This window comes from Deltaproteobacteria bacterium (assembly GCA_026129095.1).
Classification (GTDB): Bacteria; JAGRBM01; JAGRBM01; order JAGRBM01; family JAHCIT01; genus JAHCIT01.
In genome coordinates this window covers 103,903-129,631 of the sequence record JAHCIT010000005.1, presented here as the reverse complement: position 1 = coordinate 129,631, position 25,729 = coordinate 103,903, and the positions used below count along the sequence as shown (strand labels likewise).

At 63.1% G+C, this 25,729-nt stretch carries 22 protein-coding genes and 2 tRNA genes; 17 read left to right on the top strand and 7 right to left on the bottom strand.

Annotated features, from left to right (window positions below):
- Positions 1-29 precede the first annotated feature (29 nt).
- The 4 genes from KIT79_08765 (at position 30) to KIT79_08750 (ending at position 4,297) form a co-directional block, all read left to right on the top strand.
- Positions 30-1,535, top strand: a complete 1,506-nt coding sequence (locus tag KIT79_08765; protein MCW5829392.1) for an ABC transporter substrate-binding protein — start codon at positions 30-32, stop codon at positions 1,533-1,535.
- Complete coding sequence (locus tag KIT79_08760) at positions 1,532-2,467, top strand: ABC transporter permease (protein MCW5829391.1); 936 nt, start codon at positions 1,532-1,534, stop codon at positions 2,465-2,467. Before KIT79_08765 ends, KIT79_08760 begins: the two co-directional genes overlap by 4 nt.
- Positions 2,464-3,273 (top strand): ABC transporter permease, encoded by an 810-nt coding sequence (locus KIT79_08755; GenBank protein ID MCW5829390.1) that lies wholly within the window; start codon positions 2,464-2,466, stop codon positions 3,271-3,273. The genes KIT79_08760 and KIT79_08755 overlap by 4 nt, the downstream gene beginning before the upstream one ends.
- A gap of 64 nt (positions 3,274-3,337) precedes the next feature.
- Positions 3,338-4,297 carry a TerC family protein gene (locus KIT79_08750; protein ID MCW5829389.1) on the top strand — a complete coding sequence of 320 codons (960 nt, stop codon included), beginning with the start codon at positions 3,338-3,340 and terminating at the stop codon, positions 4,295-4,297.
- Here KIT79_08750 and mdh read toward each other — a convergent pair.
- The gene (gene mdh / locus KIT79_08745) at positions 4,294-5,229 is read right to left on the bottom strand and encodes a malate dehydrogenase (GenBank protein ID MCW5829388.1); all 936 of its coding nucleotides are present in this window, start codon (positions 5,227-5,229) and stop codon (positions 4,294-4,296) included. The two genes, KIT79_08750 and mdh, sit on opposite strands and share 4 nt — an antisense overlap.
- Positions 5,230-5,262: 33 nt before the next feature.
- Positions 5,263-6,567: an isocitrate dehydrogenase (NADP(+)) gene (gene icd, locus KIT79_08740; GenBank protein MCW5829387.1), complete on the bottom strand. Its 1,305-nt coding sequence runs from the start codon at positions 6,565-6,567 to the stop codon at positions 5,263-5,265.
- A 184-nt stretch (positions 6,568-6,751) separates the two neighbouring features.
- Here icd and KIT79_08735 point away from each other — a divergent pair, with 184 nt between their 5' ends.
- From KIT79_08735 to KIT79_08700, 8 genes are all read left to right on the top strand, one after another.
- Positions 6,752-7,732 (top strand): class I SAM-dependent rRNA methyltransferase, encoded by a 981-nt coding sequence (locus KIT79_08735; GenBank protein MCW5829386.1) that lies wholly within the window; start codon positions 6,752-6,754, stop codon positions 7,730-7,732.
- 118 nt (positions 7,733-7,850) lie between these two features.
- Entirely contained in the window at positions 7,851-10,331 is a 2,481-nt protein-coding gene (locus tag KIT79_08730) for a DNA translocase FtsK 4TM domain-containing protein (GenBank protein ID MCW5829385.1), read from the top strand.
- Positions 10,332-10,458: 127 nt separating this feature from the next.
- Entirely contained in the window at positions 10,459-10,968 is a 510-nt protein-coding gene (locus tag KIT79_08725; protein ID MCW5829384.1) for a DNA starvation/stationary phase protection protein, read from the top strand.
- A 175-nt stretch (positions 10,969-11,143) separates the two neighbouring features.
- Positions 11,144-11,890, top strand: coding sequence for a hypothetical protein (locus KIT79_08720; GenBank protein ID MCW5829383.1), 747 nt, complete (start codon positions 11,144-11,146; stop codon positions 11,888-11,890).
- 37 nt (positions 11,891-11,927) lie between these two features.
- Complete coding sequence (sdhA, locus tag KIT79_08715; GenBank protein ID MCW5829382.1) at positions 11,928-13,685, top strand: succinate dehydrogenase flavoprotein subunit; 1,758 nt, start codon at positions 11,928-11,930, stop codon at positions 13,683-13,685.
- A 46-nt stretch (positions 13,686-13,731) separates the two neighbouring features.
- Entirely contained in the window at positions 13,732-14,517 is a 786-nt protein-coding gene (sdhB, locus tag KIT79_08710; protein ID MCW5829381.1) for a succinate dehydrogenase iron-sulfur subunit, read from the top strand.
- Between the two features lie 411 nt (positions 14,518-14,928).
- Positions 14,929-15,939 (top strand): RHS repeat-associated core domain-containing protein, encoded by a 1,011-nt coding sequence (locus tag KIT79_08705; GenBank protein ID MCW5829380.1) that lies wholly within the window; start codon positions 14,929-14,931, stop codon positions 15,937-15,939.
- On the top strand, positions 15,915-16,334 hold the full coding sequence (locus KIT79_08700; GenBank protein ID MCW5829379.1) for a hypothetical protein: 420 nt from the start codon (positions 15,915-15,917) through the stop codon (positions 16,332-16,334). The genes KIT79_08705 and KIT79_08700 overlap by 25 nt, the downstream gene beginning before the upstream one ends.
- A gap of 260 nt (positions 16,335-16,594) precedes the next feature.
- Here the strand turns inward: KIT79_08700 and KIT79_08695 are convergent.
- Positions 16,595-16,666: transfer RNA gene (locus KIT79_08695), tRNA-Ser, on the bottom strand.
- A gap of 157 nt (positions 16,667-16,823) precedes the next feature.
- Here KIT79_08695 and KIT79_08690 point away from each other — a divergent pair.
- From KIT79_08690 to KIT79_08675, 4 genes are all read left to right on the top strand, one after another.
- A complete protein-coding gene (locus tag KIT79_08690) occupies positions 16,824-18,023 on the top strand; it encodes a site-specific integrase (GenBank protein MCW5829378.1) in 1,200 nt (399 codons plus the stop codon).
- Positions 18,024-18,027: 4 nt separating this feature from the next.
- Positions 18,028-18,906 (top strand): hypothetical protein, encoded by an 879-nt coding sequence (locus KIT79_08685; protein ID MCW5829377.1) that lies wholly within the window; start codon positions 18,028-18,030, stop codon positions 18,904-18,906.
- A gap of 97 nt (positions 18,907-19,003) precedes the next feature.
- Positions 19,004-19,231, top strand: a complete 228-nt coding sequence (locus tag KIT79_08680) for a helix-turn-helix domain-containing protein (protein ID MCW5829376.1) — start codon at positions 19,004-19,006, stop codon at positions 19,229-19,231.
- A gap of 250 nt (positions 19,232-19,481) precedes the next feature.
- Positions 19,482-20,963 (top strand): AAA family ATPase, encoded by a 1,482-nt coding sequence (locus KIT79_08675; GenBank protein MCW5829375.1) that lies wholly within the window; start codon positions 19,482-19,484, stop codon positions 20,961-20,963.
- A gap of 418 nt (positions 20,964-21,381) precedes the next feature.
- Here KIT79_08675 and KIT79_08670 read toward each other — a convergent pair.
- From KIT79_08670 to KIT79_08655, 4 genes are all read right to left on the bottom strand, one after another.
- Positions 21,382-21,458, bottom strand: a tRNA-Lys gene (locus KIT79_08670).
- 111 nt (positions 21,459-21,569) lie between these two features.
- Complete coding sequence (locus KIT79_08665; protein MCW5829374.1) at positions 21,570-22,697, bottom strand: glycosyltransferase; 1,128 nt, start codon at positions 22,695-22,697, stop codon at positions 21,570-21,572.
- On the bottom strand, positions 22,694-24,388 hold the full coding sequence (locus KIT79_08660) for a gamma-glutamyltransferase (GenBank protein ID MCW5829373.1): 1,695 nt from the start codon (positions 24,386-24,388) through the stop codon (positions 22,694-22,696). Before KIT79_08660 ends, KIT79_08665 begins: the two co-directional genes overlap by 4 nt.
- Positions 24,388-24,984 (bottom strand): hypothetical protein, encoded by a 597-nt coding sequence (locus tag KIT79_08655; GenBank protein MCW5829372.1) that lies wholly within the window; start codon positions 24,982-24,984, stop codon positions 24,388-24,390. The genes KIT79_08660 and KIT79_08655 overlap by 1 nt, the downstream gene beginning before the upstream one ends.
- A gap of 139 nt (positions 24,985-25,123) precedes the next feature.
- Between KIT79_08655 and KIT79_08650 the strand changes: the two genes are divergently transcribed.
- On the top strand, positions 25,124-25,606 hold the full coding sequence (locus tag KIT79_08650) for a DUF721 domain-containing protein (GenBank protein ID MCW5829371.1): 483 nt from the start codon (positions 25,124-25,126) through the stop codon (positions 25,604-25,606).
- The last annotated feature ends 123 nt before the right edge of the window (positions 25,607-25,729 follow it).

Genomic DNA, 25,729 nt, shown 5'->3' with positions numbered 1-25,729 from the left:
CAGGCAGGGCGCGGAAACCGGCTGACAGCGTGAAAACCTTTTCATACTTGCTGTGGCTGATCTGGCTGGTGGTGGCCGGAGGATGCCATTCGCCCCGGACGAATGCCGGCACTCTTGTGGTCGCACTGGAGGCCAATCCCACGAATTTCGATCCCCGGTTCGCCCGCGACATCTATTCCGACAACGTGAACAAGCTGGTCTATGACGGCCTGTTCCGCGTGGACCGGTCCGGCCGCCCGGTGCCCCGGCTTGTGGCGGCCTATACGGCCGAGACGCCGGTTTCCTGGCACATGTTGCTCCGTCCAGGCGTCCGGTTCCATGACGGCACACCGCTGACGGCCCGTGACGTGGCACGTACGTTTGAAATCATCCTGGATCCGGATTCCGTTTCCCCGCTCCGGGGTACATTCGACAATATCGAGTCGATCGAGGTTCTGGGCGACTACGAGTTCAGGTTCCGGCTGAAGCAGGCGAGAGCGTCGTTTCTCTCCGATCTCACGATCGGCATTCCGCCGGCCCACGTAGCGCCGGACACGCTGAAGCGCACGCCGGTCGGGACCGGACCCTACCGGCTTGCCGGATATATTCCGTCCGAAAAGGTGGTGCTGGAGGCCGTGGAGGAGGGCGGCAACTGGCCGCCGCCCGCAATGCGGCGGGTCGTCATGCAGGTCATTCCGAACGAGACAAGCCGGGTTCTGGGGCTCCTGCACGGATCGGTAGACCTTGCCATCAACAATATCACGCCGCTCTATGCCCGGCATCTGGGGGACAAGGGGTTCCAGGTCGTCACCGGTCCCGGCGCCAACTACACCTACCTCGCTTTCAATCTCCGTGATCCGGTGCTGAAGGATCCGCGCGTCCGGCAGGCGTTCGCCCATGCCATCGACCGCGACCGGCTGGTGCATTACCGCCTCCGGGGAATGGCATCGGTGGCGACGGGATATCTTCCCGGTTTTCACTGGGCGTGGCGCCAGCCTTCCGTCACCTATGGATTCGATCCGGACCGGGCCCGCTCGCTGCTCGGCGAGGCCGGTTATCCGGGCGGCATCGAGGTTGAGTGGAAAACCTCGACCAACAAGGAGGCGCTCCGCAACATCGAGGTGATGCAGGAGAGCCTCGCGGCCGTCGGCATCCGCGTGAAGGTGAAAAGCTATGAATGGGCGGCCCTGTTCGACCAGATTGTCCGGGGCGATTTCCAGGTGTTTACCCTGAGCTGGGTCGCCATCGCCGATCCGGACATGATGTATTCGATCTTCCATTCCCGCGAGACGCCGGACCGGGGCGGCAAGAACCGGGGTTACTACTCCAGCCCGGAGGTTGACCGCCTGCTGGAAGATGCCCGCACCGAGATCGACCCGGAGCGCCGGGCCGGGCTTTACGGAGAGGTTCAGGAGATCACCGCCCGCGATCTCCCGTACGTGCCGCTCTTCTGGCGCGACAATATCGCCGTTGCCCAGCCGGGCATCCGGGGAGTGGAGCCCGACCCGGCCGCTTCCTTCTGGATGATCGAAAACATCCGCAAGGAGGCCAGATGAACGTCATCTGGCGGCGGCTTCTGGCGGCGCTCCCCGTCGTATGGGGAGTCTCCACACTGGTCTTTTTTGCCCTGCACATGCTTCCCGGTGATCCGGCCGCCGTGATCGCGGGGGAGAGGGCCACGGCCGCGAATCTCGAGGCCATCCGGCAGCAGTATCATCTGGACCAGCCGGTGATGGTTCAGTACGGACGGTTTATGGCCGACCTGGCGAGGGGCGACCTGAGAATATCCATCGCTGCCGGAATGCCGGTAAGCCGCCTCATCGCCGACCGCTACCTGGCGACCCTGTGGCTCGCCTTGGCGGGCCTTGCGTTCTCGATACTGTTCGCTCTGCCTCTGGGGGTGCTGGCGGCGCGGTTCCGGGGGACCTGGATAGACCGGATGCTGCTGGGGGTTTCCCTGCTCGGTGTCTCACTCCCGACGTTCTGGGTGGGTCCGGTGCTGATTCTTCTGTTTGCGGTCCATCTCGGCCTCCTGCCGATGGGCGGGTTTGACAGCAGCGCGTCGGTCATCCTGCCGGCCGTCACGCTCGGCCTGGCCCTCGCGGCGGGCCTGTCGCGCATCGTTCGCGTGAGCATGCTGGATGTGCTGTCAGCCGATTTCGTCCGTACGGCACGGGCCAAGGGGCTTGCCGAGCGGGCGGTCATCTGGACGCACGCCCTCCGGGCGGCGCTGCTCCCGGTGATCAGTGTGCTGGGGCTCCAGTTTGGCGTGCTGCTGGGCGGGGCGATCATTACCGAAAAGGTGTTCGCCTGGCCCGGTATCGGAACCCTGCTCATCAATGGAATCCTCCAGAGGGATTTTCCGGTCGTTCAGGGCGTCATCATCGTCATCTCCACGACCTACGTGCTGGTGAATGTCCTGACCGATATCGCCTATGGCGCGGCCGATCCGCGCATCCGGTCCGGCGGCAAGGGGGGCGGCGGGTGAGGCGGATTCCTGCGGGACTGTGGATCATCGGCGGCTGGTGCGTGCTGGCGATCGCCGGGCCGTGGCTGGTTCCGTACGGGGCGTCCGAGACGAACCTGGAACTGGAACTGGCGGGGCCCTCCGCCGCCCACTGGCTGGGCTGCGACGAACTGGGCCGGGATCTTCTGGCACGGGTGCTGGCCGGGGCGCGGGTGTCACTCCTCGTGAGCGTTCCCGTCGTGCTGATCTCGATGACCGTGGGAACTGCCGTCGGGCTCTGGGCCGGGTGGAGGCGTGGCACCTGGGACTTTGCCCTGATGCGGACGGTAGACCTCTTGCAGGCGTTCCCCGGAATCCTGCTTGCCCTGGGGCTTGCCTTCGTGCTGGGGCCATCGCTCATCAATCTTATCGCCGCCATGTCGGCCCTTGGATGGGTGGGATATGCGCGGCTCGTGCGCGGGCAGGTCCTGGAGCTGAGGGAGCGCGAGTTCGTTCAGGCGGCGCTGGTGACCGGCGCGGGCGAACTGTCCGTGATGGTCCGCCACCTGCTCCCCAACCTGTACGCCCTGCTGGCGGTACAGGGGGCATTCGCCCTGGGGGCAGCGGTGCTGACCGAAAGTTCCCTGTCGTTTCTGGGGCTCGGCATTCCCGGCCGTCCTTCATGGGGGTCGATGCTCGACAGCGGCATCGACTACCTGCTCATCGCGCCGCACGTGGGGCTGGTGCCGGGGGCAGTGCTCGCCACGGCAGTGCTTGGTTTCAACCTTGCCGGTGAAGCCCTGCGGGACCGGCTGGATGTACGGATCCAGTCTGGAGAACGGCGCTAGCGCTTTGGTTTCCGGGGAACTATGAACGGTCCGGCGTCAGGCGCCGCCGGGAGCCCTTTCACCCATGTCCAACCAGGAAATCATGTGGGCCGTGTTCGGTGCGGCCGTCATTTTTTTGCTTGTTCTGGACCTCGGCGTCTTCCAGCGGAAAAGCCATGTGATCGGCATCAAGGAGGCCCTCGGCTGGAGCGCCTTCTGGATCGGGCTGGCGCTGCTGTTCAACCTGGGCATCTGGTACGAGCTGGGGAGAGGGCCCGCCCTTGAGTATTTCACCGGCTGGGTGCTGGAAAAATCCCTCTCGGTGGACAACCTGTTCGTGTTCCTGCTGGTTTTTTCGTACTTCCGGGTGCCGCGGGAATACCAGCACAAGGTACTTTTCTGGGGTATTGCGGGCGCGCTGGTCATGCGGGCGGTGTTCATCGGCGCCGGTATCGTGCTGATCCAGCGTTTCGACTGGATGGTCTACGTTTTCGGGGCCTTTCTCGTCTACACCGGTTTCAAGCTGGCGTTCGGCAAGGACGAGGAGGTCGATCCCGGCAAGAATCCGGTGGTAAAGGTCGTTCGCCGGTTCATCCCTGTTTCGGACGAATATGACGGGGGCCGGTTTTTCACGGTGGTGAACGGAAAGCGCGTGGCGACACCGCTTTTTGTCGTGCTGGTGGTGATCGAATCGACCGACGTCGTCTTCGCGGTCGATTCGATTCCGACGATTCTCTCAATCACCCAGGATCCGTTTATCGTCTACAGCTCGAATGTCTTTGCGATACTGGGCCTGCGTGCGCTCTACTTCGCGCTGGCGGCGCTGGCCGACCTGTTCCACTACCTGAAGCAGGGCCTCGCGGTGATCCTTGTGTTCGTCGGAGTGAAGATGCTGCTGGCCAACCACTATCATCTGCCCACATGGCTGGCGCTTGGGTTCATTGCCTTCGTGCTGACGGCAAGCGTCGTGGCCAGCCGCCTGTGGCCGAAGATGGACGAGCCGCCCGGCGGCCCGGAACTCGATGTGAACCTGGACGGCGGCTAGATTCCCGTTGCCTTGACGAGGTCGGCCACATGGCCCCTGGAGCGGTCGAGAAGTGCCTGTTCGTCCGCGGTGAGCCTGATTTCGACGACCCGTTCCACGCCACCCGCGCCGATCACCGCCGGGACGCCGATGAAGTAGCCGCGGATTCCGTACTCGCCGTTCAGGTAGGCCGCGCACGGCAGTACCCGCTTCTGGTCACGCAGGTAGCTCTCGGCCATCTTGATGGCGCTGGCGGCCGGGGCGAAGTAGGCCGAACCGGTCTTCAGCAGGTTCACGATCTCGCCGCCGCCGTCGGCCGTCCGCTTGACGATCGCCTCGATCCGCTCCTTCGGCAGCAGTTCCGTGATCGGCACGCCCGCCACCGTGGTAAACCGCGGAAGCGGGACCATCGAATCCCCGTGGCCGCCCATCACGAGCGCCGTCACGTCGGCGACGGACACGCCCAGTTCCTCTGCGATGAAAGTCTCCATGCGTGAGGAGTCCAGCACGCCCGCCATGCCGCAAACCTTCTTCGAGCTGAAGCCGGTGATCTTGTGGTACACGTAGACCATCGCGTCGAGCGGGTTTGAAATGACGATCGTGAACGCCTTGGGGCAGTATTTTTTCGCGTTCTCGGCCACGTCCTTCATGATCCCGGTATTGATCTTCACCAGGTCGTCGCGGCTCATGCCGGGCTTGCGCGGGACACCGGCGGTGATGATGAGAACGTCCGAGCCTTCCAGATCCTTCCAGTCGGTCGTGCCCGACAGGCTGGCCGACTGTCCGTAGACTGCCGTGGACTGGAGGATGTCCAGCGTCTTTCCGCTGGTCATCTTCTCCGTCTGGGGGATGTCAAACAGCACCGCGTCGCCCAGTTCCTTCTGGGCCGCCAGCAGCGCGAGCTGCCCGCCGATGTTGCCTCCGCCGATCAGTCCGATTTTTGCGCGAGCCATGGGTTACCTGCCTTCCCGGTTCTTGAGGCCGGATCAGTTCTGAGTGTTGATGGAGCCAATCACGGCGTCCATGTTCTTCGCAACCGCCTTGCCGAACTCCGAGCACTTCAGCAGTTTCGCACCCTGCATCTGGCGCTCGAAGTCGTAGGTGACGGTCTTTTCGGAGATGGTCTTCTCCATCGCGGCCGTGATGAGCTGTGCCGCACGATCCCACCCCATGTATTCGAACATCATCACTCCCGACAGGATCACCGACCCGGGGTTCACCTTGTCCTGGCCCGCGTATTTGGGAGCGGTGCCGTGGGTGGCCTCGAATACCGCCGCCTTGTCGCCGATGTTCGCTCCCGGCGCAATGCCGAGGCCGCCCACCTGCGCGGCGGCCGCATCCGAAAGGTAGTCGCCGTTCAGGTTCGGGGTCGCCAGCACCGAGTAGTCCGTCGGCCGGAGGAGAAGCTGCTGGAACATGTTGTCGGCGATCACGTCCTGCACGAGAATCTTTCCGGCAGGAACCTTTCCGCCATGCTCCTTCTGCACCTCGTCCCATGTGACGATCTGCTTGCGGAACTCCTTTTTCGCCACCTCGTAGCCCCAGTTCCGGAAGGCGCCTTCCGTGAACTTCATGATGTTGCCCTTGTGGACGATCGAGACCGACGGGCGTCCCTTGTCGATGGCGTACTGGATTGCCTTGCGGACGAGCCGCTGGGTTCCCTTCTTCGTGATCGGCTTGATGCCGACCCCGGCGGCGAGGTCGACCTTCTTGCCGGAACCGCCCTTCTTGCCGTTCACCTTGTTGATGAACTGGATGATCTGTTTCGTCTCGGGCTTTCCGGAGGCGTATTCAATGCCTGAATAGACGTCCTCGGTATTCTCGCGGAAGATCACCACGTCGAGATCGCCGGGGCGGCTCACCGGGGCCGGGACTCCCTGGAACCACCGGACCGGCCGCACACAGGCATAAAGGTCCAGGACCTGGCGGAGCGTGACATTGATCGACCGGATACCTTCGCCTACCGGCGTCGTGAGCGGTCCCTTTATGGCGACGACGTAATCCTTGATGGCTTTCAGCGTGTCGTCGGGGAGCCAGGTATTCGGCCCGTAGACGTCATTGGCCTTGTCACCGGCAAACACCTCGAACCAGACGATCCTGCGCTTGCCGCCGTATGCCTTCTGGACCGCCGCATCGAACACGAACTGCGAAGCCCGCCAGATGTCAGGTCCGGTGCCATCCCCCTCGATAAACGGGATGACCGGATCATTCGGGACAGCCACCGACTTGTCCTTGGCGATGGTGATCTTGCTGCCTGTGGTGGGGGGCGTCAGTTTCTTGTATTTGGCCATGAGCGGCGGGGGCTCCTTTTCCGGGCGCTTGGGGAGTATCCGGACCGCATGTGGAGTGCCGGTCCGGCCGAACGGGCCTTTTGAGTAGCCTATTCATACCCCGGAGAAAAGACGCCGGTTGCAGGTTCCGGCTGCCTTTCCGGAACGCCCGGCAAATGCCGGTTTTTCGTCTACACTCGGCACCTTGAGTATGGCGTCCGGTTCATCATCACCGTCCGGCAATCTCGCCCGGCTGCTCGATCTCCGGGCGGGCGTAGCCAAGGCATCGGATGCCTTCCGGGTTTCCCATTTTGAACTGCATCCGGAACTGACCATCGACTTCTATGCCGGTCACCTGCTGGCCACCCACTATCCGAAGACCGAAAAGAATCCCCGGAATGCCGCCCGGTACTGGTGCGAGCAGGCCGCTTCGGCCCTGAAGGACCGGTTTGGCATGGAAGCGAGGAGTGCTGTCTGGAAATCCCGGCCGGACAACCTCTCCCATTCCGGCGACGAGCCTGCAAGGCCCGATGTCCTGTTCGGGGAGCCACCGGCGGGACGGTTCCAGGTGACAGAAAACGGCGTTCCGTTATGGGTGTCGCTGGAGGCAGGGTTTTCGACCGGTCTTTTTCTCGATATGCGCGACGGCCGCAAGGTTGTTGGAGCGCAGGTCAGGCGCCGGCTGAAGGAGGGCAGGGGCGTTCGTGCCCTGAATCTGTTCTCCTACACCGGCGCCTTCTCGGTGGTGGCGGCGCTCCGCGGTGCGCCGGAGGTTGTCGAGGTGGATATCGGTCCCCGGTGGCTCGACTGGGCAAGGGCCAACGCGGAACTGTCCGGAGTGCAGGGTTCAATCCGTCAGGTGCGGGCCGACGCGGTGGCCTATCTGGCGGACCTGGCCGGCCGTGGAGAGCGTTTCGATATCATCGTCGTTGATCCGCCTTCCTATGCCACGAGCCGGGAGGGCCGTTTCACTGTTCGTGACGGGTACCTGAGCATGGCCCATGACCTGAAAACGGTCCTTGCGCCGGGCGGCCTTCTGCTGGCGGCGTCGAACCTTGCCGGCTGGTCGTGGGCATCGTTCCGGCAGTCGCTGGCCATGTTCCGCCTTGTCGAGCGGCTTCCGCCGCCGCCCGATTTTCCGGGCGCGGATTACCTGAAGGCCGGCCTGTTCGAACCGGCGCGGTAATCCGTTGCAATCCCCGCAGGGTCCGGTATCCTGTTGGGGTTCCGGTGTCAGGTGTGGGCTTATATAGGTGCGGCCGACTTTTGTGGAGCCGCGCCTTCTTTGGACGTACGCCCGGACCATGCCGACGATTGTCCCCGAAACCACTGAAGACCTGATGCCGGAACTGCCGCCGCCGGAGGCCGCTACGCCGAAAAGGCGCGCCCGCCGGACTTCCCCTGCGGCGGTGGACGGCGCCGCTGTCACCGGCGGCGAAGCTGACCGCTTTGGCGCAATCAAAAACGAGATGGTGGGCCTCGGATGGGGACTTCTGGGCATATTCCTTCTGGGGAGCCTCGTTTCGTACGATGCGAGCGACCGTCCCGGCGAGCAGATGGCCAACTGGTTCGGCCGTGCCGGGCACTGGGTGGCCGAGAATCTCCTGATCGACATGGTGGGCTGGGGTTCCTGGCTCATGGGACCGGCGGCACTGTATCTGGCCTGGCGGTTTTTCACCGAGCGGGAGATTCCGTGGGGGAAGGCGCTCGCCGCCCGGACAGCCGCCTTTGGCGGCCTCGTTATATGCGCGGCGGCGCTGTCGAGCGTGGTGTTTTCCCATGGTCCGGCCGGTCAGGTGGCTGGTGGCGGAACGATCGGTCTCCTGGTGGGGCAGGGCCTTCTGGCCCGGTTCTTCTCCCGGTCGGGTGCGGTGGTGATCGGCCTTGCGCTTACCGTCGTCTCCCTTCAGTTGCTGGTGCGGTTCTCGCTCCTGAAGGCGATCCGTGACACCTGGCACTGGGCCCGTGCGGCCATGGAAAAGGCCCGCGAGGAGAAGCTGGTCCAGGACGCCCTGGAAGAACGCGAATCGATTGTCCGCGAGATGTCGGCCGAACTGGATGCGGCGCGTCCGACGCCCGAACCGGTGGTGGTGACCCACGACGAGGCCGGGGAAGCCGCCCCGGCCCAGAAGAAAAAGCGTGCCAAGGTGCGGAAGGTGGTGCAGGAGGCGTTTGAATTCGCCCGTGCCGAAGGGACACCCGCGCCGCTCCCGCCGGTGGAACTCCTGCAAACCGACGCCCGCCGCATCAGGCAGAACCCCGATGCGCTCCAGGCGACGGCGCGGCTCATCGAAAAGAAGCTTCTCGATTTTGGAGTGAAGGGCGGCGTGACCCAGATCGAGCCCGGCCCGGTGGCGACGACATACGAGTTCGAGCCGGGGCAGGGGGTGCGTGTCTCGGCGATCCAGAAGCTCATACCGGACCTCAAGCTGGGCCTCGCCGTGCCGAACATCCGGATTCTCGCGCCCATCCCGGGCAAATCGGTGGTCGGGATCGAGGTGCCCAACAAGGACCGCGAGACGATCACGCTGAAGGAACTGGTCGAGGACGACGAGTTCCAGAAGGCCCCGTCGCCCTACATCGTTCCGATGGGCAAGAACATCCACGGCAAGCCGATCTATTTCGAGCTGACCAAGGCGCCGCACCTGCTCGTTGCGGGCACCACGGGCGCAGGCAAGTCGGTCTGGATCAACTCGACCCTGATCTCGCTCCTGTACAAATGCCGTCCGGAGGACGCCCGCTTCATCATGATCGACCCGAAGATGGTCGAACTGAAGCCTTATGAGGACATCCCTCACCTGCTGGCCCCGATCATCGTGGACGTGAAGAAGGCCGCCTCGGCACTCCGGTGGGCCGTGGCCGAAATGGAGCACCGGCTGACGCAACTGGCCGAGCGCGGGGTGCGGAGCATTGACGGTTATAACGAGACGGTCCGCAAGGCCCTGAAGGATGGCTCGTGGAAAAACTGGCACGGCTCCAGCCTTCCGGCCGAGGCCGCCGCCGAGGGTATCCGGCCGGGTGAATCGGCCGGAGTGGATGCCGCATCGGGACTGCCGTCCCCGCTGCCCGAATCGATGGCGCTGACTCCCCCTGTGCCCATGCACCGCATCTTCGTTGTCGTGGACGAGATGGCCGACCTCATGATGACCGTGGGAAAGGAGGTGGAAGTCCAGATCCAGCGGATTGCCCAGATGGCCCGTGCCGTCGGTATCCATCTCATCATCGCCACCCAGCGTCCGTCGGTGAACATCGTCACCGGATCGCTCAAGGCGAACCTGCCGACCCGCGTCAGCTTCAAGCTCCGCACGGGTGTTGATTCCAAGACCGTGCTGGACGAGCCCGGCGCAGAGGAACTGCTCGGCAACGGCGACATGCTGTTCATCCACTCGAAATCGAGCGCCCCCGAGCGTATTCACGGGGCGTTCATTTCCGACGACGAGGTGAACGCGGTCTGTGATTTTCTGCGCAAGACCGGCAAGCCCGAATACATCGGCGAGATTCTCACCATGCCCGGTGACGACGAGGAGGGGCCCGGCGGCTCCAGCGAGGACATGTTCGGCGATCCCCGCTACATCGAGGCGATCCGCGTGGTCCTCAAGGAGCGCAAGATATCCATCAGCTATCTCCAGCGCCGCATGAGCGTCGGCTACAACAAGGCCGCCCGCTACGTCGAGCAGATGGAATACGACGGCATTGTCGGCCCCCAGGTGGGCCAGACCGGCCGCCGCGATCTTATCCTTCCCCCCGAAGCCGTCGAAGGCATGATCCAGCGGCGCGCCGGGTAGTCAGGCTGCCCGTCCAGCCGGACATCCCTGCCAAATGTCATGGTTTGGTGCCGGCATCACGGATAGGATGCGCGGCGGGTGTTGCCGCGTGTCATGCACATAACGCGGCAGCAAAGGAGACGTTTTCATGGGCAAGAAGAACAAGGGCGGCGGCGCCAGCGGGCCGCCGAAAATCGACATCGGCATCGGGGAGAAGGACCGGGTGGCCATCGCCAGGGGCTTGAGCAGCCTTCTGGCCGACACCTATACGCTGTATCTCACCACCCACAATTTCCACTGGAACGTCACCGGGCCCATGTTCCAGACGCTGCACCTCATGTTTGAAACCCAGTACAACGAGCTGGCCCTGGCCGTTGACCTGATCGCCGAGCGTATCCGGGCCCTTGGCGAACCGGCGCCCGGCACCTATTCGGACTTCGCCAAACTGTCGTCGCTTTCCGAGTCCAAGGGGGTTCCCAAGGCCAAGGCGATGATCCGGCAACTGGTTAACGGGCAGGAGACGGTGATCCGCACGGCCCGGTCCATCGTGGCGACAGCCGAAAAGGCCAGTGACGAGGCCACGCTGGACCTCCTGACCCAGCGGATGCAGCTCCACGAAAAGAACGCCTGGATGCTCCGCTCCCTGCTGGAAGAATAAGGGCTTTTGTTTGCAGGCTGCCCTTCCCCTGACCGGGGAAGGGCAACTTTTTTGTGTAGCCGCATTCATCTTGACACGGCGGTCACTGCGGGCCAGCGTTGGGCCGTATATCTGTATACAGTATACAGGCATACGGCCAAACTACATCACGGCGGCAAGACAGCAGAAACCAGATATGGCTCACGACGCTTCGGTCCTACCCACCCAGAACGAACGGTATTTCCTTCTCCGGCGGCTCCACGCCCTGAGCGGCGTCGTGCCGCTGGGCGTGTTCCTGCTCCAGCACCTGTACGCCCACACGTATATTTTCTGGAGCGACAAGGCATGGAACGAGCACGGCGAGGCGATCCAGGCGATCCCCGTGCTCCCGGTCATCGAGATCGGGCTCGTCGCCGCGCTCCTGTTTCACGGCGTCTACGGCTTCTACCTCACGTATGAGGCCAAGCAGAACGCGACCCAGTACCCGTACCTGCGGAACTGGATGTTCGACATCCAGCGGTGGAGCGGCGTCGCCCTGTTCGTGATGATCGGCTACCACGTCTATCACACCCGCTGGAACTATCTGGTGAATGGCGTCGAGCCGGATGCCGCCTACATGTACAACTACATCGGCAGCGGCTCGGTGCTCGGAATCCCGGCCAACATCTTCTACGTCGTTTTCTGTGTCTTCGCGGCGGTCCACTTCGCCAACGGGATGTTCTCGATTCTCTGCAAGTGGGGCATCGCCATCACGGCAAGGGCGCAGAAGCTCGCCGCGCTGGCCTGTTTCGGGCTGTTCCTGGCGCTGGCGGGCATGGGCGTCGGGGCCGCCGTGATCTTCGGCTGGGGCAAGCCCCGCACGGAGGAGGCGGGCAAGCACCACGCCGTGCTCGCTGAAACGGCTTCAGAGGCACCGGCGCTGCCGGAAGCGTCCGGCAACTGATTATTCCAGGCGAATACTGAAGGATTTTGGAACTCACATGACAGCACAGGGCAAGGCAGGAAATCACGTCATCATCGTCGGCGGCGGGCTCGCGGGGCTCTCGGCCGCGATGAAGGTTTGCGAACTGGGCGGCACCGTGTCGCTGTTTTCCATCGTTCCGGTGAAGCGTTCCCACTCCGTTTGCGCCCAGGGCGGCATCAACGGCGCGGTGAACACCAAGGGCCAGGGCGATTCACCGGAGCTTCACTTCAAGGACACGATCAAGGGCGGGGACTTCCTCGCCAACCAGAAGCTGCCGAAGCTGATGTGCGATGCCGCGCCCCGGATCATCTACCTGTTCGACCGGATGGGCGTCACGTTCAACCGCACACCGGAGGGGCTCCTCGATTTCCGCCGGTTCGGCGGCACGCTCCATCACCGCACGGCGTTCGCCGGCGCGTCCACCGGCCAGCAGCTTTTGTACGCGCTGGACGAGCAGGTCCGCCGCTACGAGGCCGAGGGTGCGGTCGAGAAGTTCGAGGGATGGGAATACCTCCGTCCCGTGCTGGATGAAGAAGGCATCTGCCGGGGCATCGTGGCGGTCTACATGCCGACGATGGAACTCAAGGTGTTCAAGGCTGACGCCGTGCTGGTGGCCACGGGCGGCCCAGGCCTCATTTTCGGCAAGTCCACGAACTCGGCCATCAACACCGGCGGCGCGGCGGCGTCTACCTACGCCTGCGGCGCGCACTATGCCAACGGCGAGTTCATCCAGATCCACCCGACCGCCATCCCCGGCTCGGACAAGCTGCGGCTCATCTCCGAATCGGTGCGCGGCGAAGGAGGCCGGGTGTGGGTCTACCGGGACGGCAAGCCCTGGTATTTCCTTGAGGAGAAGTATCCGCGCTTCGGGAACCTGGTGCCGCGTGACGTCGCCTCCCGCGAAATCCACGATGTCGTGTTCAACAAGGGGCTCGGCATAGACGGCAAGGCGATGGTCTACCTGGACGTGACGCACCTGCCGAAGGACTACCTGGACACCAAGCTCAAGGCGGTGCTCGAAATCTACGAGAAGTTCGCCGGTTTCGACCCGCGCAAGGTGCCCATGAAGGTGTTCCCCGGCGTCCACTACTCGATGGGCGGCCTGTGGGTGGATGACGGCCACATGACGAACCTTCCGGGCCTGTTCGCCGCCGGAGAGGTCGATTACCAGTATCACGGCGCGAACCGCCTCGGCGCGAACTCGCTCGTCTCCTGCATCTTCGGCGGGTTCTACTCGGCCGAAAAGATACTGGACTACCTCGGCAACCAGAAGAAGGCCGGCGACAAGGTGGCCGAATCGGTATTCACCGGCGCGGTGAGGATCGAGCAGGAGGAGTTCGACCGGATCAAGGGCATGAGCGGCAGCGAGAACTGCTTCCGGATGCTCGACCAGCTCGGCGACCTGATGACCGAGAACGTCACGATCGTCCGGTACAACGACAAGCTCAAGGAAACCGACGTGAAGCTCCAGGAGCTTCAGGACCGCTGGAGCCGGACGGGAATCGTGGACCGGGGCTCGCGCATGAACCGGGAGATCCTGTTCACCCGCCAGTTCAAGTACATGCTGGCGCTGGCGCGGGTCATCACGCTGGGGGCCCTGAAGCGCGACGAATCGCGGGGTTCCCACTACAAGCCCGATTTTCCTGACCGCAATGACGAGAAGTTCCTCAAGACCACGCGAGCGAAGTTCGTGGGGCTCACCGAGGCACCGGAGATTGCCTACGAGGACGTGGATATCTCCCTGATGAAGCCGGTGGCCCGGAAATACGACTGACACGGCGGGCGGGACAGGCCGGATATTTTTCCAGGAGCAGACAAAGATGACGCAGGCGCACGGTAGCGAACAGCAGCACACAGGCGGCGGCAAGACCGTCCGGTTCAAGGTGAAGCGGCAGGACGAGGCCGGCTCGGCGCCCTACTGGCAGGAGTTCGAGGTCCCCTACGAGGCGGGCATGAACGTGATCTCGCTGCTGATGGGCGTCCAGAAGAATCCGAAAACCGCCGGAGGCGAGCCCACCACCCCCGTGAACTGGGAATGCGCCTGCCTGGAGGAGGTCTGCGGCTCCTGCACCATGGTCATCAACGGGAAGGTGCGCCAGAGCTGTTCGGCCATTGTGGACCATCTGGAGCAGCCCATCGTCCTGGAGCCCATGGGCAAGTTCCCGGTGATCCGCGACCTGCAGGTGAGCCGCCAGCCGATGTTCGAGGCATTGAAGCGCGTGAAGGCGTGGATCCCGATCGACGGGACCTATGACCTGGGCCCCGGCCCGCGCCAGAGCCCGAAGGACCAGCATGTGACCTATACGCTGTCCACCTGCATGACCTGCGGCTGCTGCGTGGAGGCCTGCCCGAACTACAACGAGAAAACCGGCTTCATCGGGGCGGCGGCCATCAGCCAGGCGCGCCTGTTCAACATGCACCCGACCGGCGAGCGCAATGCCGACGAGAGGCTGGAGGCGCTGCTCGGTCCCGGCGGCATCGCCGCCTGCGGCAACGCGCAGAACTGCGTCCAGGTCTGCCCGAAGGAAATCCCCCTGACCGAGTCCATCGCCAAGATGGGCCGCGAGACGATCAAGTACGAACTACGCAAGTGGTTCGGAAGCTGATCCGCCAGTTCCAGCCCGTTCCCGGCGCTGGCCCCGCCTCAAAGGGACTTAAATGTTCCGTAATTTACTTCTATTTCAGGAAACTATGGTCCCGGAAAACCGGCCGCCAGCCGGTTGCGCCCGGCCGGTGAACCGGGCCGCCGCCACGGCTCACCACGCTTCGCCACACCTCAACACGGGTCAGGCCGGTAGAAAGTGATGGATATCACATAAAAATAGCGAGTGAAAACAGTCAATTACAGCCACCACGCTTCACCACGGCTCACCACGCCTCGTTTGAGGTGAGGCGTGGCCACTGGGCGGACCTAGCCCCTGGGAATGCCGGAAAAGGGTTATTAGAAACAGAAATCAGTTCTGATTATGGGGATCAGGGGGCCGTGATATACTGGGCGCAAGGCAGTGGAACTGACGATGAATACCGGACCGGCCAATGACCGGACCTTCACGCGCAAGCGGCAGGACGCCGCGCTTGGCCTCGTGAACTTCGAGAACCGCTACTACGACCCCCAGGCGGGCCGGTTCATCTCGGCCGACCCCCGGCAACTCGAACCCGCGCCGCTTCAGGCGATGCGGCTTGTCGAATGGGGGTTCCAGTCGGGAAGCGCCTCGCCCGCGGACGGCATCCCGGAGCAGGTGCGGGACTGGCAGGGGCGGACGTTCGAGCCGCAGGATCTGAACCGCTTCAGCTACGTGCTCAACAACCCGCTGAACCGGGTGGATGTGGACGGGTACGGGTTCTGGAAGTGGGTGAAGAAGTTCGTGCTGAAAGTGTTATCCAGCGTGATCAGCATCGTCATGCAGGCACTCTTCATGGCAATTCTCCCCATTCCCTTGCCCGGCTTTGGGCTGTCGGATGCGTTCTGGGATACACTTGGGCAGATGGCGGCAAACCCATTTGTGATCGGTGCTGACGCGGCAACCTACGCATCGACCCAGCAAAAAGGGGGGATTGGATTCCATGGCTATCTGGTCGGCGCGAAAACCACCATGCTTGGACTGTCGGTAGGTTTAGCGGCCATTGCAGTTGGTGCGATGCAGGGGAAGCATGTTGGCATCCATGCCGAATCTGTCGGTGGCCAAGGGACGATCGTATTTTCAGGCACCGGGTTCGTGATGGGAAAAGCATCCGCGCAAACTATCGGCCACGCCATGCTGCTCAAGGTCGAACGGAACGGAATCCGTAAAGGCTGGAACTTTCACGATTGGGTAAGCCACGAATCGTTGCACTTACAGCAGGCGGGCGTGCTTGGTGATGGATATGTGGCGTCACATGTAACAATGGGCATGCTTGCCATGATGTTTGGCCGGGAATTGAAAGATGACCAAGGCAACGTTCTACGCGATAAATGGCATGATCCAAAGATAAACTTCCTGGAAGACCATGAAAACGATTCGCCATGGAAATGGGGCAGGTGGCCATGAGAGCAGAACTCACCAGTGCTATCGGTCTACGGGTGCTGTGGATTGTACTGGCCCTATCGGGATGCGACAGATTTCGCGCTAAAGTGGTTTCATGTGATTATATTGACGAAAAGATGTGTATTGAAATCAATATACAATCAAATGTGTCAGGCTATTTCGGTTTCGAAGAGGAGAAGGTCGAAAAATACTGTTCAGAGGACGGGGGCGAGTTCTCCCCTGATGATCTGTGCAGTCGGGATGACCTAATCGATGTTTGCCTGATCGAGAACCATCCGGTGCTGGGCGAAGAGGGCGAAGACGCTCGCAGGCTGGGGCAGGTTTACTATTATGAGGGATTTACTGGTCCGGAAGATCATTGCGCTGATTACGATGGAAAGTACGGGGTGGTATGGTAATGATATCCCGAACATGTTTGGTACGATTTGAAATCGCCGCCACCCCCATCACCACCCCCGCGTGGGTGAGTATCCGGTCGAAGGCGGCCCGGACCTGCATGTCGCCGTACCAGGGCGAGACGAGAAACATCAGGTAAACCGCCGCGAGATAAATCCAGACGGAAGCGAGCAGCAGCCGGCGGGGGGCTGACGCATAGCGGACTTCGCAGGTTTATTGGGCCAGCCGGGAATACACATGCGGCCTTGGACCGCCCTAAAACTGGTGGGTCGCCCGGGACTCGAACCCGGGACCCTCTGCTTAAAAGGCAGGGTTTCGTGACCCTTCCAGACCCTTCCAAATACGATAACCCCTACAAATTGCTTGCAAAAATGCCGAAAGGTGCCTCATATTGAAAGCACGTTCCCGCACGTGAAATCATGCCGTGTGGTTGCTCCGTGGTTGCTCCAGCCGAGCAACCAGCCGGACACGGGGACGGGAAGGCGGCTCGCGTGGCACTAAGCAAGCGAAAAGTGGACTCTGTTTACTACCCGGGCGGCACGAACCGGAAGGGGTGCCGGGTCGAATGGGACGGCCAGCTTCCCGGTTTCGGATTGCGGGTCTACCCCTCGGGCATAAAGTCGTTCGTCATCAAATACCGGGCACAGGGGCGGCAACGGTTCATGGCCCTCGGGCAATACGGGGTGCTCACGGTGGATGAGGCGCGGGACCTGGCACGCCGCAAGCTGGTTGAAGTGATTGAAGGGAAAGACCCGCAAGCGGAGCGTGAAAAGGGCCGTAGCGGCGAGACGTTCAGGGACCTGAAGGCCGTCTATATCGAACGGCACGCCAAGCCCCGCAAGCGGACGTGGGAAGAGGACGAAAGGCGGCTCAACAAGCACGTTCCCTCGGGCTGGCTCAACCGGAAGCCCGTTACGATCACCCGGGCGGAAATTGCGGACCTTCACCGGAAAATCGGCAAGGGCGCCCCGATTGAGGCCAACCGAACAATCAAGATGCTCGCCAAGGTGTTTGAACTGGCGAAGCAGTGGGGGCTGATGCCCGAGGGGTTGCCCAACCCCGCACGGGGTATCGAACTTTACCCGGAGCGAAAGCGGGACCGGTGGGTAACGGCCAAAGAGCTGCCGGAACTCGCCAAGGCGATCAACGGGTATTCCAACCTGTATGTCCGCAAGGCCCTGTGGCTCTACCTGCTCACCGGTGTCCGCAAGAATGAACTGCTCAGGGCCAAATGGTCGGACGTTGACTTAAAGAGCAAGGAACTCCGGTTGCCGGATACCAAGTCGGGCAGGGCGCACACGGTTCCGCTCTCGCCCGAGGCCGTGGCGATCCTGAAAGAACTCCCGAGGGAAGAGGGGAACCCCTACGTAATCCCCGGAGGGATACCGGGAAGCCATTACGTGAACATCGGCAAGGCGTGGCGGAGCGTGCGGGAAAAGGCCGGGGTGACGGACGTGACGCTCCATGACCTGCGCCGCACCGTGGGAAGCTGGCTCGCCCAGTCGGGCAACTCCCTTGTGCTTATCGGCCACGTCCTCAACCACTCAAGCGTTCAGACCACCAAGATTTATGCCCGTCTCGGGGAAGATCAGGCCCGTAAGGCCCTTGACCGGCACGGCAAACAGCTAATGGCTGTGGCGAAGAAACGGACGGGCGGGGAAGTGGTTCCGATCCGCCAGGCGGGAGGGTGAACTGATGCCACGCAAGAAAGGTCGCGTGCCGCTAGCGAGTGGTGACTATTACACGCCAGGAGATGCGTTACGGGCAAGAGTCGAATTTCTCCAGGCCTTCAACCGCGTTGCACCGGAACTCGTTGTTGACCTCAGGCAAAAGGTAGCCCCTGTGTACGTACGTCTAAAATGCAAGGAGAATCCAGTTGACCCCCAGATCATTCGCTGTCTGGTGCGAACGCCCAGCACGAACAAATGTTCCCAGGACTACCGGGAGTTTGCGGACGAATTTCGCCGGTGGCTTCTGAGAACGAATATCCCAGACGATTGGTTCTTGGATTCCGTAGTCGAGACGCTTGAGACGTGGACGTATGTGGCGAAAAAAAATGGCGAACGGATGAAGCAGGTGTTTCCAGCACCGGGCCCGGGCGTAAATCATCATAAATGGGCGCTGGAAAATAAGTCTCTTTACTGTTTTGATGCTGTCCCAATGTGGGTTGATCTTGAAACTCAACACAGGAGTAAAGCAGCCAAAATCGTCTGGAGGGAGTTTCGGCGAGAAATTAACCTCAAACGTTCCAAGAGCCGCCCTAAATCCTTCAAGGACACTTTTATGGAGCGGCTGTCGAAGCACTTGGACAGACTGGAACTTGAATACCAGCGGCAGGGAGTCCTTAAATCTCCCGAGAAGAATCACGGTTTTGTCACGGAACATTTCGAGTGGGCCGTGAAGCGAATCGTCCATAGGTGCACACTTGAAGAAATAGTACGGGTTGCCAGACCCAAAGCGCGTGCCATGGAAAATCATACCCGTTCCGTCCAACTGGCCGTCGAACAAGTCTGTCAGGTGCTTGGCATGAAGTTGCCTGAACCTGTAAAAAAGAGCCCCCGAAAACAGCCATAAAACAGGTGCAGTTTCTTACAGCGATCTCCGCCCCGAAACCCGGCACAATCGAGCATCAGAACCAGCGCCTACCGCTGGACGAAAGGATGCTCCGATTATGCCAGACAACACATTTTTAAAACCCAAACAGGCCGCCGAACGGCTCGGGCTCACTGCAAGGTGCCTTGAGGCGTGGCGTCACCGTGGAGGCGGCCCCCGTTACGTGAAGGCGGGTTACCGCATTGTCCGCTACCGGCCCGAGGACCTGGACTCATGGGTTGCTGAACGGCTCGTTACTTCCACCTCTGACGCGGCGGCCCGGGCCGCCGGAAAGGGGCGGTCATGAAACGCACGCGGAACAGTTCGCTCGATCTTGTGATCCAGCAACACGTCCTGATCAGGATACGTCAATTGGGCGGGCGAAACGATGATATATCCATCGAGTCGGTGCGAGACTCGCTAGGTGGGTCTTTGACGAACACCAGGCTCACAGCGATATTGAAGGCGCTTGAGAAGGACGGACTGGTTCAATTCTGTATTCATCCCTTATACAAATTTCCAGCGGTCAGGTTGACGGACAGAGGGAGAACTGCCGTATGACGCCCGGGAATCCGCACCTTGCCGACGAGGCGACGGAAAAGGCGGTTCTCGGCATGATCCTGCTGGACCCTGCCGGGCTGGACCGTGCCGGTGAAATCGCGCCCGAGGTGTTCACGCACGCCCATTGCCGGGAAGCCTTTGAAGCGATGCGGGAGCTTCGGGAGTCCGGGGAAGCGATTGACCCGGTGAACCTCGGGCGGCGGATCACCCTTCGCGGGGAAATGCTTCAGGGCGTTCATTCGTTTCTGGCGGAACTGGAAGCCGAAGCCGTGAGCGCCGTTGAACTGCCGGGCAAGCTGGAAACGCTGGCCCGGCTGAAGTCCAACCGGGAGCGGGACCGGCTGCTGCGGCAGGCCATTGACGGAAACCGGCAAGGTGAGGATGTATCGCCGCTTCTGGCGGAACTCCAGGAGCTTGGCGGTGCGCTTCAGCCGCCGGGCTCCGGCGAGTCTGAACTGGTCTGTCTGGCGGACGTGGAACCGGAAACGGTCGAATACCTGTGGAATCCGTTTCTCCCGGTGCGGAAGCTGACCATCGTTGAAGGCAATCCGGGCTGCGGGAAAACCTCGCTCTTGCTCCAGATAGCGGCGGCCCTTTCCCGTGGCGGTACGCTGCCCGGCGACACGGCGGGGCGGGAACCGTCAAGTACCCTTTACATGACCCGCGAGGACGGGCTGGCCGATACGATCCGCCCGAGACTGGAAGCCTACGGCGGCGAACCTTCGAGGGTGTTCGCCCTTCAGGGGAAGCGGACGGAGGGAAAGCGGCTCGGCACGTTCTCCCTTCAGGACGTGGCGTTTCTCGACCGGCACCTTTCCCAAGTCCGCCCGGCGCTGGCCGTGGTGGACCCGGTGCAGAGTTTTCTCGGGCCGAACGTGGATATGAACAAGGCGAACGAGGTCCGGCCCGTTCTGGACACCCTCTCCGGGCTGGCCCAAAAGCACGGGTGCGCCATCGTGCTCATCCGGCACCTCGGCAAACAGGCGAAGGACGCGGCGTTATACCGGGGGCTCGGCTCAATAGACTTCACGGCGGCGGCCCGTTCGCAACTGCTGGTTGCGCCGCTGCCTGATAACCCGGCCGGCCGGGTCATTGCCCACGTCAAGGCGTCCTGTTCCGCGCCGGGTAAATCACTGACCTTTTCGCTGGCGGACGGACGGTTCCAGTGGACCGGCGAAACCGATCTTCAGGCCCATGACCTGCTCGCGCCCGAGGCCACCAGCGAGGAACGGAGCGCACGGGAAGAGGCCCGCCAATTCGTGGAAGAACAGTTGTCGGACGGTCCCAAGAAATCTAGCGAGTTGTTCAAGGCCGCCCGTGCCCTCGGTCACGGTGACAAGACCGTCCGCCGGGTTTTCCGGGCGCTCGGATGCCGGAAGGAACGCCGGAGCGAGGGCAACCGGGGGCAAGGCGGCTGGTGGTGGTCGCTCCCGGCGGATGACGCGGGGCACTCTGAAACGGACAAGTTGCAAAGTTGACGTTTCGAGTGGGCTAACCGGCCCGGGGCGCCAGTCCCGCAACCTGGACCTGCCGGTAAGTTGCCGGAACCGGCTTTTAGCGTGTGATACCTGAACGGAACGGCAAGGTGGCAATCTGCCCCGCCGGAATAACCTGGCTCCGGTAATTTCCGGCGGCTCCGTAATTATTTTTCCGGGCGGGGGGATAACCCCGAAAGAGATAACCCCGGCGGGAATTACGGCGAAAATCCCATTTTTTCACCCCTCGGGGGGGAACCCAGGTTGAACTATTTGTGCAAGGGGGCGGTTTTTTTCCCCCGGTGGTGGGGTCGTTCGGGAGTGATCCTGGGTGTTCGGTAGTAACGGAGCCGTCTGGTTGCTCTATGGTTGCTCCAGCATATCGGCTGAAACTGAAATCGGTCTTAGAATGGCTTTAAAGTGGTGGGTCGCCCGGGACTCGAACCCGGGACCCTCTGCTTAAAAGGCAGATGCTCTAACCAGCTGAGCTAGCGACCCAGTGTGAACATGGGGGGCGGGAGCCCCCTCAACTCAAGGCGAAACTCTTGTGAACGCACCGGCCCGTTTTTTCAAGGCGCCGGGGAAAGCCGGCCGAAACCAGAGGCCCGGTCAGACGGCGGCGGCCGCCGAGCGGTAGAGTTCCGCGTAGCTTTCGAGGGTTTCCGGCCACGAAGGAAGGCGAATCCCCGCCCGTGCCGCTTCGGCCATCTGGCGGCTCTGCATCAGGCTGGCCATGTGGTCGCGCATGGCGGCGGCGAGTTCCCCGGCCGATCCCGGTGCGAACGGGCGGAAGTTTCCGCCGAGCCCCCGGAGTTCCGTGACCGCCGGAATGGCCGAGGCGATGACGGGCGTCCCGGTGAGGACAGCCTCCAGCACGATGTTCGGGCGGCCTTCGGCCTCCGATGTGAAAACGAGAGCGGATATCTCCTTGAGAAAGGCAGGGATGGAGTCCGGCGGTACCGCACCATGAAACCGGACACGGCCGCCGAGCCCGTTATCTGTACAGGTCTTTTCCAGTTCTGCCCGCAGGGGGCCATCGCCCAGTATGTCCAGCGTCGCACCGGGGAGCAGCCGGACCGCCTCGATGGCAAGATCGGGCCTCTTGCCCGGAACGAGCGATCCTGCCCAGCCGAACCGGCTCCGGTCCCGGCTGGTCCAGGGCGGCGGCTCGCCGGTGCCGGTGGCCGCCGGCTGCGCGATCGTCCGGACGCGGACAAGTCCCAGCGCACGTAGCCGTGCGGCGAGCGGGTCCGAAACGGCAGCGACTGGTACGCCGGCAAAGAGCAGGGCGGCCGCCGCCGGGAGTTTTTCGAGCAGCGTCACGTCGCTCCCTCGCGCGGTGAGACAGACGGGAATCCCGATGGCCGCCCGTGCGATGAGTGCGACGATTCCCGCCGGGGCGAGCCAGTGGGCATGGATCACTTCCGCCGTCCGCGCCTGATCGAGGACCGCCATTAGCATCTTCTGCAGGTAGCCGGGGAGCCGCGCCGAGGTGGCGGCGGGTTTCGTCTCCAGCAGCGCCTTGAGCCCGCCCGGCAGGTCGAATCCGGTTCCCGCCTCGAAGGTGACAAGGCGCGGCTCTCCGGTTTCGCGGAGGGCCGCCGGGCGGTCAGCCTCCGGGGCGATGACCAGCACGCCGCTGCCGGTCAGTTGCTGCTGGCGGGCGAGCGCATGGATGAAGTGTCCCGAATAGGGCACCCGGCTGGTGGGATAGCTGGAGGTGAGGTGGCAGATCATGGCGCTCCGGCGGTTCCAGACCAGCCGGTCCCTTCCCCGCGGCAGTCGGAGTGGGCCTCCCAGCCGGACGGTGTGCGAAGGACCATCTGCACGTTTCCGATGCCGGTGGCGGCGGGCTGTACCGTATATCCGGCAGCGGCGAGTTCGGCTGCCGGGGCCTCCCGGTCGGCAAAAAGGATATCCGGCTGCCACTGGTGGTGAAGGCGGGGCGAGCAGATGGCCTCACGGCCGGAAAGATTCTTTTCCACCAGTCCACGGATCGTCCACGCAACGGCCGAGGGGATCCGGCTTCCGCCCGGTGAGCCGAGTGCGGCAGTGAGCTTCCCGTCCGGCCCGTAGAGAAGGGTCGGGGCCATGCTGGAAAGAGGCCGCTTGCCGGGGGCGGGGGCGTTACGCTCGTTCCCCACGAGCCCGTAGGCGTTCGGGCGGCGGAGGTAGAAATCGTCCATGTGGTTGTTCAGGAGGATCCCGGTTCCGGGGATCACCACGCCGGAACCGAATGACGTGTTGATGGAGAGCGTCATGGCGACGGCGAGCCCGCTCTTGTCAACGACAGAGAGATGCGTCGTGTCGGTACCACCGGCAGGCGAGGGTGATGCTTCGTCCAGCAACAGACGCGAGCCGGGTTTGATCCGGGCCGCCTGGCGGCGGGCGTAATCCGCCGAGGTCAGCTTCTGCGACGGGACATCCGAGAAGCCGGGATCGCCCAGGAGTTTCGCCCGGTCAAAGAAGGCGAGCCGCGACGCCTTGATCCACAGGAGATCGCGGGGCATCTCCGCAAACAGTCCCGCCGCTGCCTCGTACGTTTGCAGAAGCCCGATCACGATGATGCCGCCCGACGAGGGCGGCCCCATCGAGACGATCTCGTGGTTGCGGAACCGGCCGCGCACGGGGGGCCGTTCGACCGGAACGGCGGCGCGAAGATCCGCCCCGGAGACGGGATTTCCCGCCGGTGCGAGCCGCTTGGCGAGCGGAGCCTCAACGATGCCGTTCCATTCATCGAGCGACGGATTGGGGGCAAGGCGGCCCAGCACGCTGGCCAGTTCCGGCTGAACCAGAATCCACCCTGAAGCGGGGCAGTTGCCGCTGCTGTCCAGGAATATCCGCCGGGCATTGGAGTCGGCCGCCAGGGCCGCCTTCCGCCGCTCGCACCGCTCGCCGTAAGCTCCCGTTAGGGCCACTCCATCTGCCGCGTGCCGCCGGGCGTCCTCGACCAGCCGGTCCAGGGGGAGCCGCCCGTAGCGGGCGTGGAGTTCAATGAGCGCGGGCCAGAGGGACGGAACCGCGACCGCAAGGGGGCCGTCCACCGAGGCGTGAATCTGTTTCGCCAGTATCTTCTCGAACGCGGCGGCATCGAACCCGGCGGGGGCCCGCTCGCGGAAGTCGAACGAGACGGCGCCTTTCTCCGGGTCGTGAACCAGTGCGAACCCGCCGCCGCCGAGGCCGGAGTTCCAGGGCTCGGCCACGTTGAGCACCAGCGCCGCCGCGATGGCCGCATCAATGGCTGATCCGCCTTCGGTCAGGATCCGTGCCGCCGATTCCGTCGCCAGCGGGTGGCTGGCCGCAACAGCCGACGTGCGGGATGGGGGCCTGGACTGGAGAAATCCGGCGCAGGCAACCGCCGTGATGGCGAGGAACCCGGCCAGAAGGCTGGGGGCCAGTCGTGCCGCTGCCGGAGCAGTTCCCGTCATCAGGGATTATCTTCGAGGATATCCTCGACGCTCTGGGGATTTTCCGTCTTCGTGTTGTTGCGGCTGCCCCGCTGTGCACGCCGGGCCTCGCGCTCGGCCTTGCGCTCCTCGCGGTAGGCCTTGCGCTGCTCGGGGGTCATGGCCAGCAGCCGCTCGCGTTCGGCCCGGCGTTCCTCGGCCCGGCGAAGCCGTTCGGGATCGCCGGTGGTTTTTCCCTTTTCCTGGCTCCGGCGGACGGCGGCCTCTTCGGCTGGCGAAACCGGGAGCCGTTCCTCGGGCACCGAGTAGTCAACCGGTGCATCGGGGGACTGGCGCAGGGTGGGAGGCGGGTCGCGGCGGGTGGCGACCTTCTGGTCTTCCCGGTCCTGGTCGCCCAGACCGGAACTTCCCCAGGGCCCCCAGGAAGGGCTGCCGCTCTTGCGGTCCTTGTCTTTCCGGGCAGTTTCCCGGTCCTTCCTGGCGGCGTCCCTGGACGCCTGGGTCATGGCCGTGCGGGCGTGGTCGATGGCGTCCTCGCGCAGGTCGTCCCTGGCGACGATAATGCCCAGTACGAAGGCGACGAACAGGAGTGCGGCTATGACGAGGAATCGGATCACTATCAGGCTTTCAGCAGGCGGTGCCCCTCTTGTCCATTTTCCCGATGGGGCCCCGGAGAGTCAATTCACATGAACAACATCTCATAATGGACGGGTTTGAACCCCGGCCGTGCAGGGGCCAGCCTTTCCTTCAGGGTATATGCCTCCCAAACGGCACAAACCGGTGCGCCGGGCTGACGAGCTTCTGGGCGAAACGCTCGGCGTGACGGGCCATTCCGCCCGGTCGGCCGATATCGAGCTGCGCCGCGCCTGGCCACTGGTCGTCGGTGGCCCTTTTGCCCGGAATGTCCGTCCGGCCTTCAGCCAGGGCGAAATCCTCTTTCTGGACGCCCGCACGGATGCCTGGGCCGAGGAGGCCCGGAACCTGAGCGGAATGATCCTTGAGCACCTCCATGAGCGCGGATTCGCCCGGTTCCGCGAGGTCCGTGTCCGCACCCGCCGGTGGGCGGACAGCACTCCCGGCGGCAACGGCTCGCCACGGGTGAACCGCCTGCCCGCCCCGCCACCGGGCGCACTCCCTCCTGACGTTGAAGCCCGGCTGGCGGAAGTCGCTGATAGCGAGCTTCGCGACGCCGTTCGGGCGTTTGTCTACCGTCACCAGCAGGCCCGAAAACCAGGCTGACCCCGAAGCTACCGCCAATTTTTCTGGCGGAACACAAGACCCTGAAATCCCATTATTTCTAGCGACTTGCTGATCCCTGGTGGGCAGGGTTGCCAGTTTGAACAGACCTGATATGAAAATGTA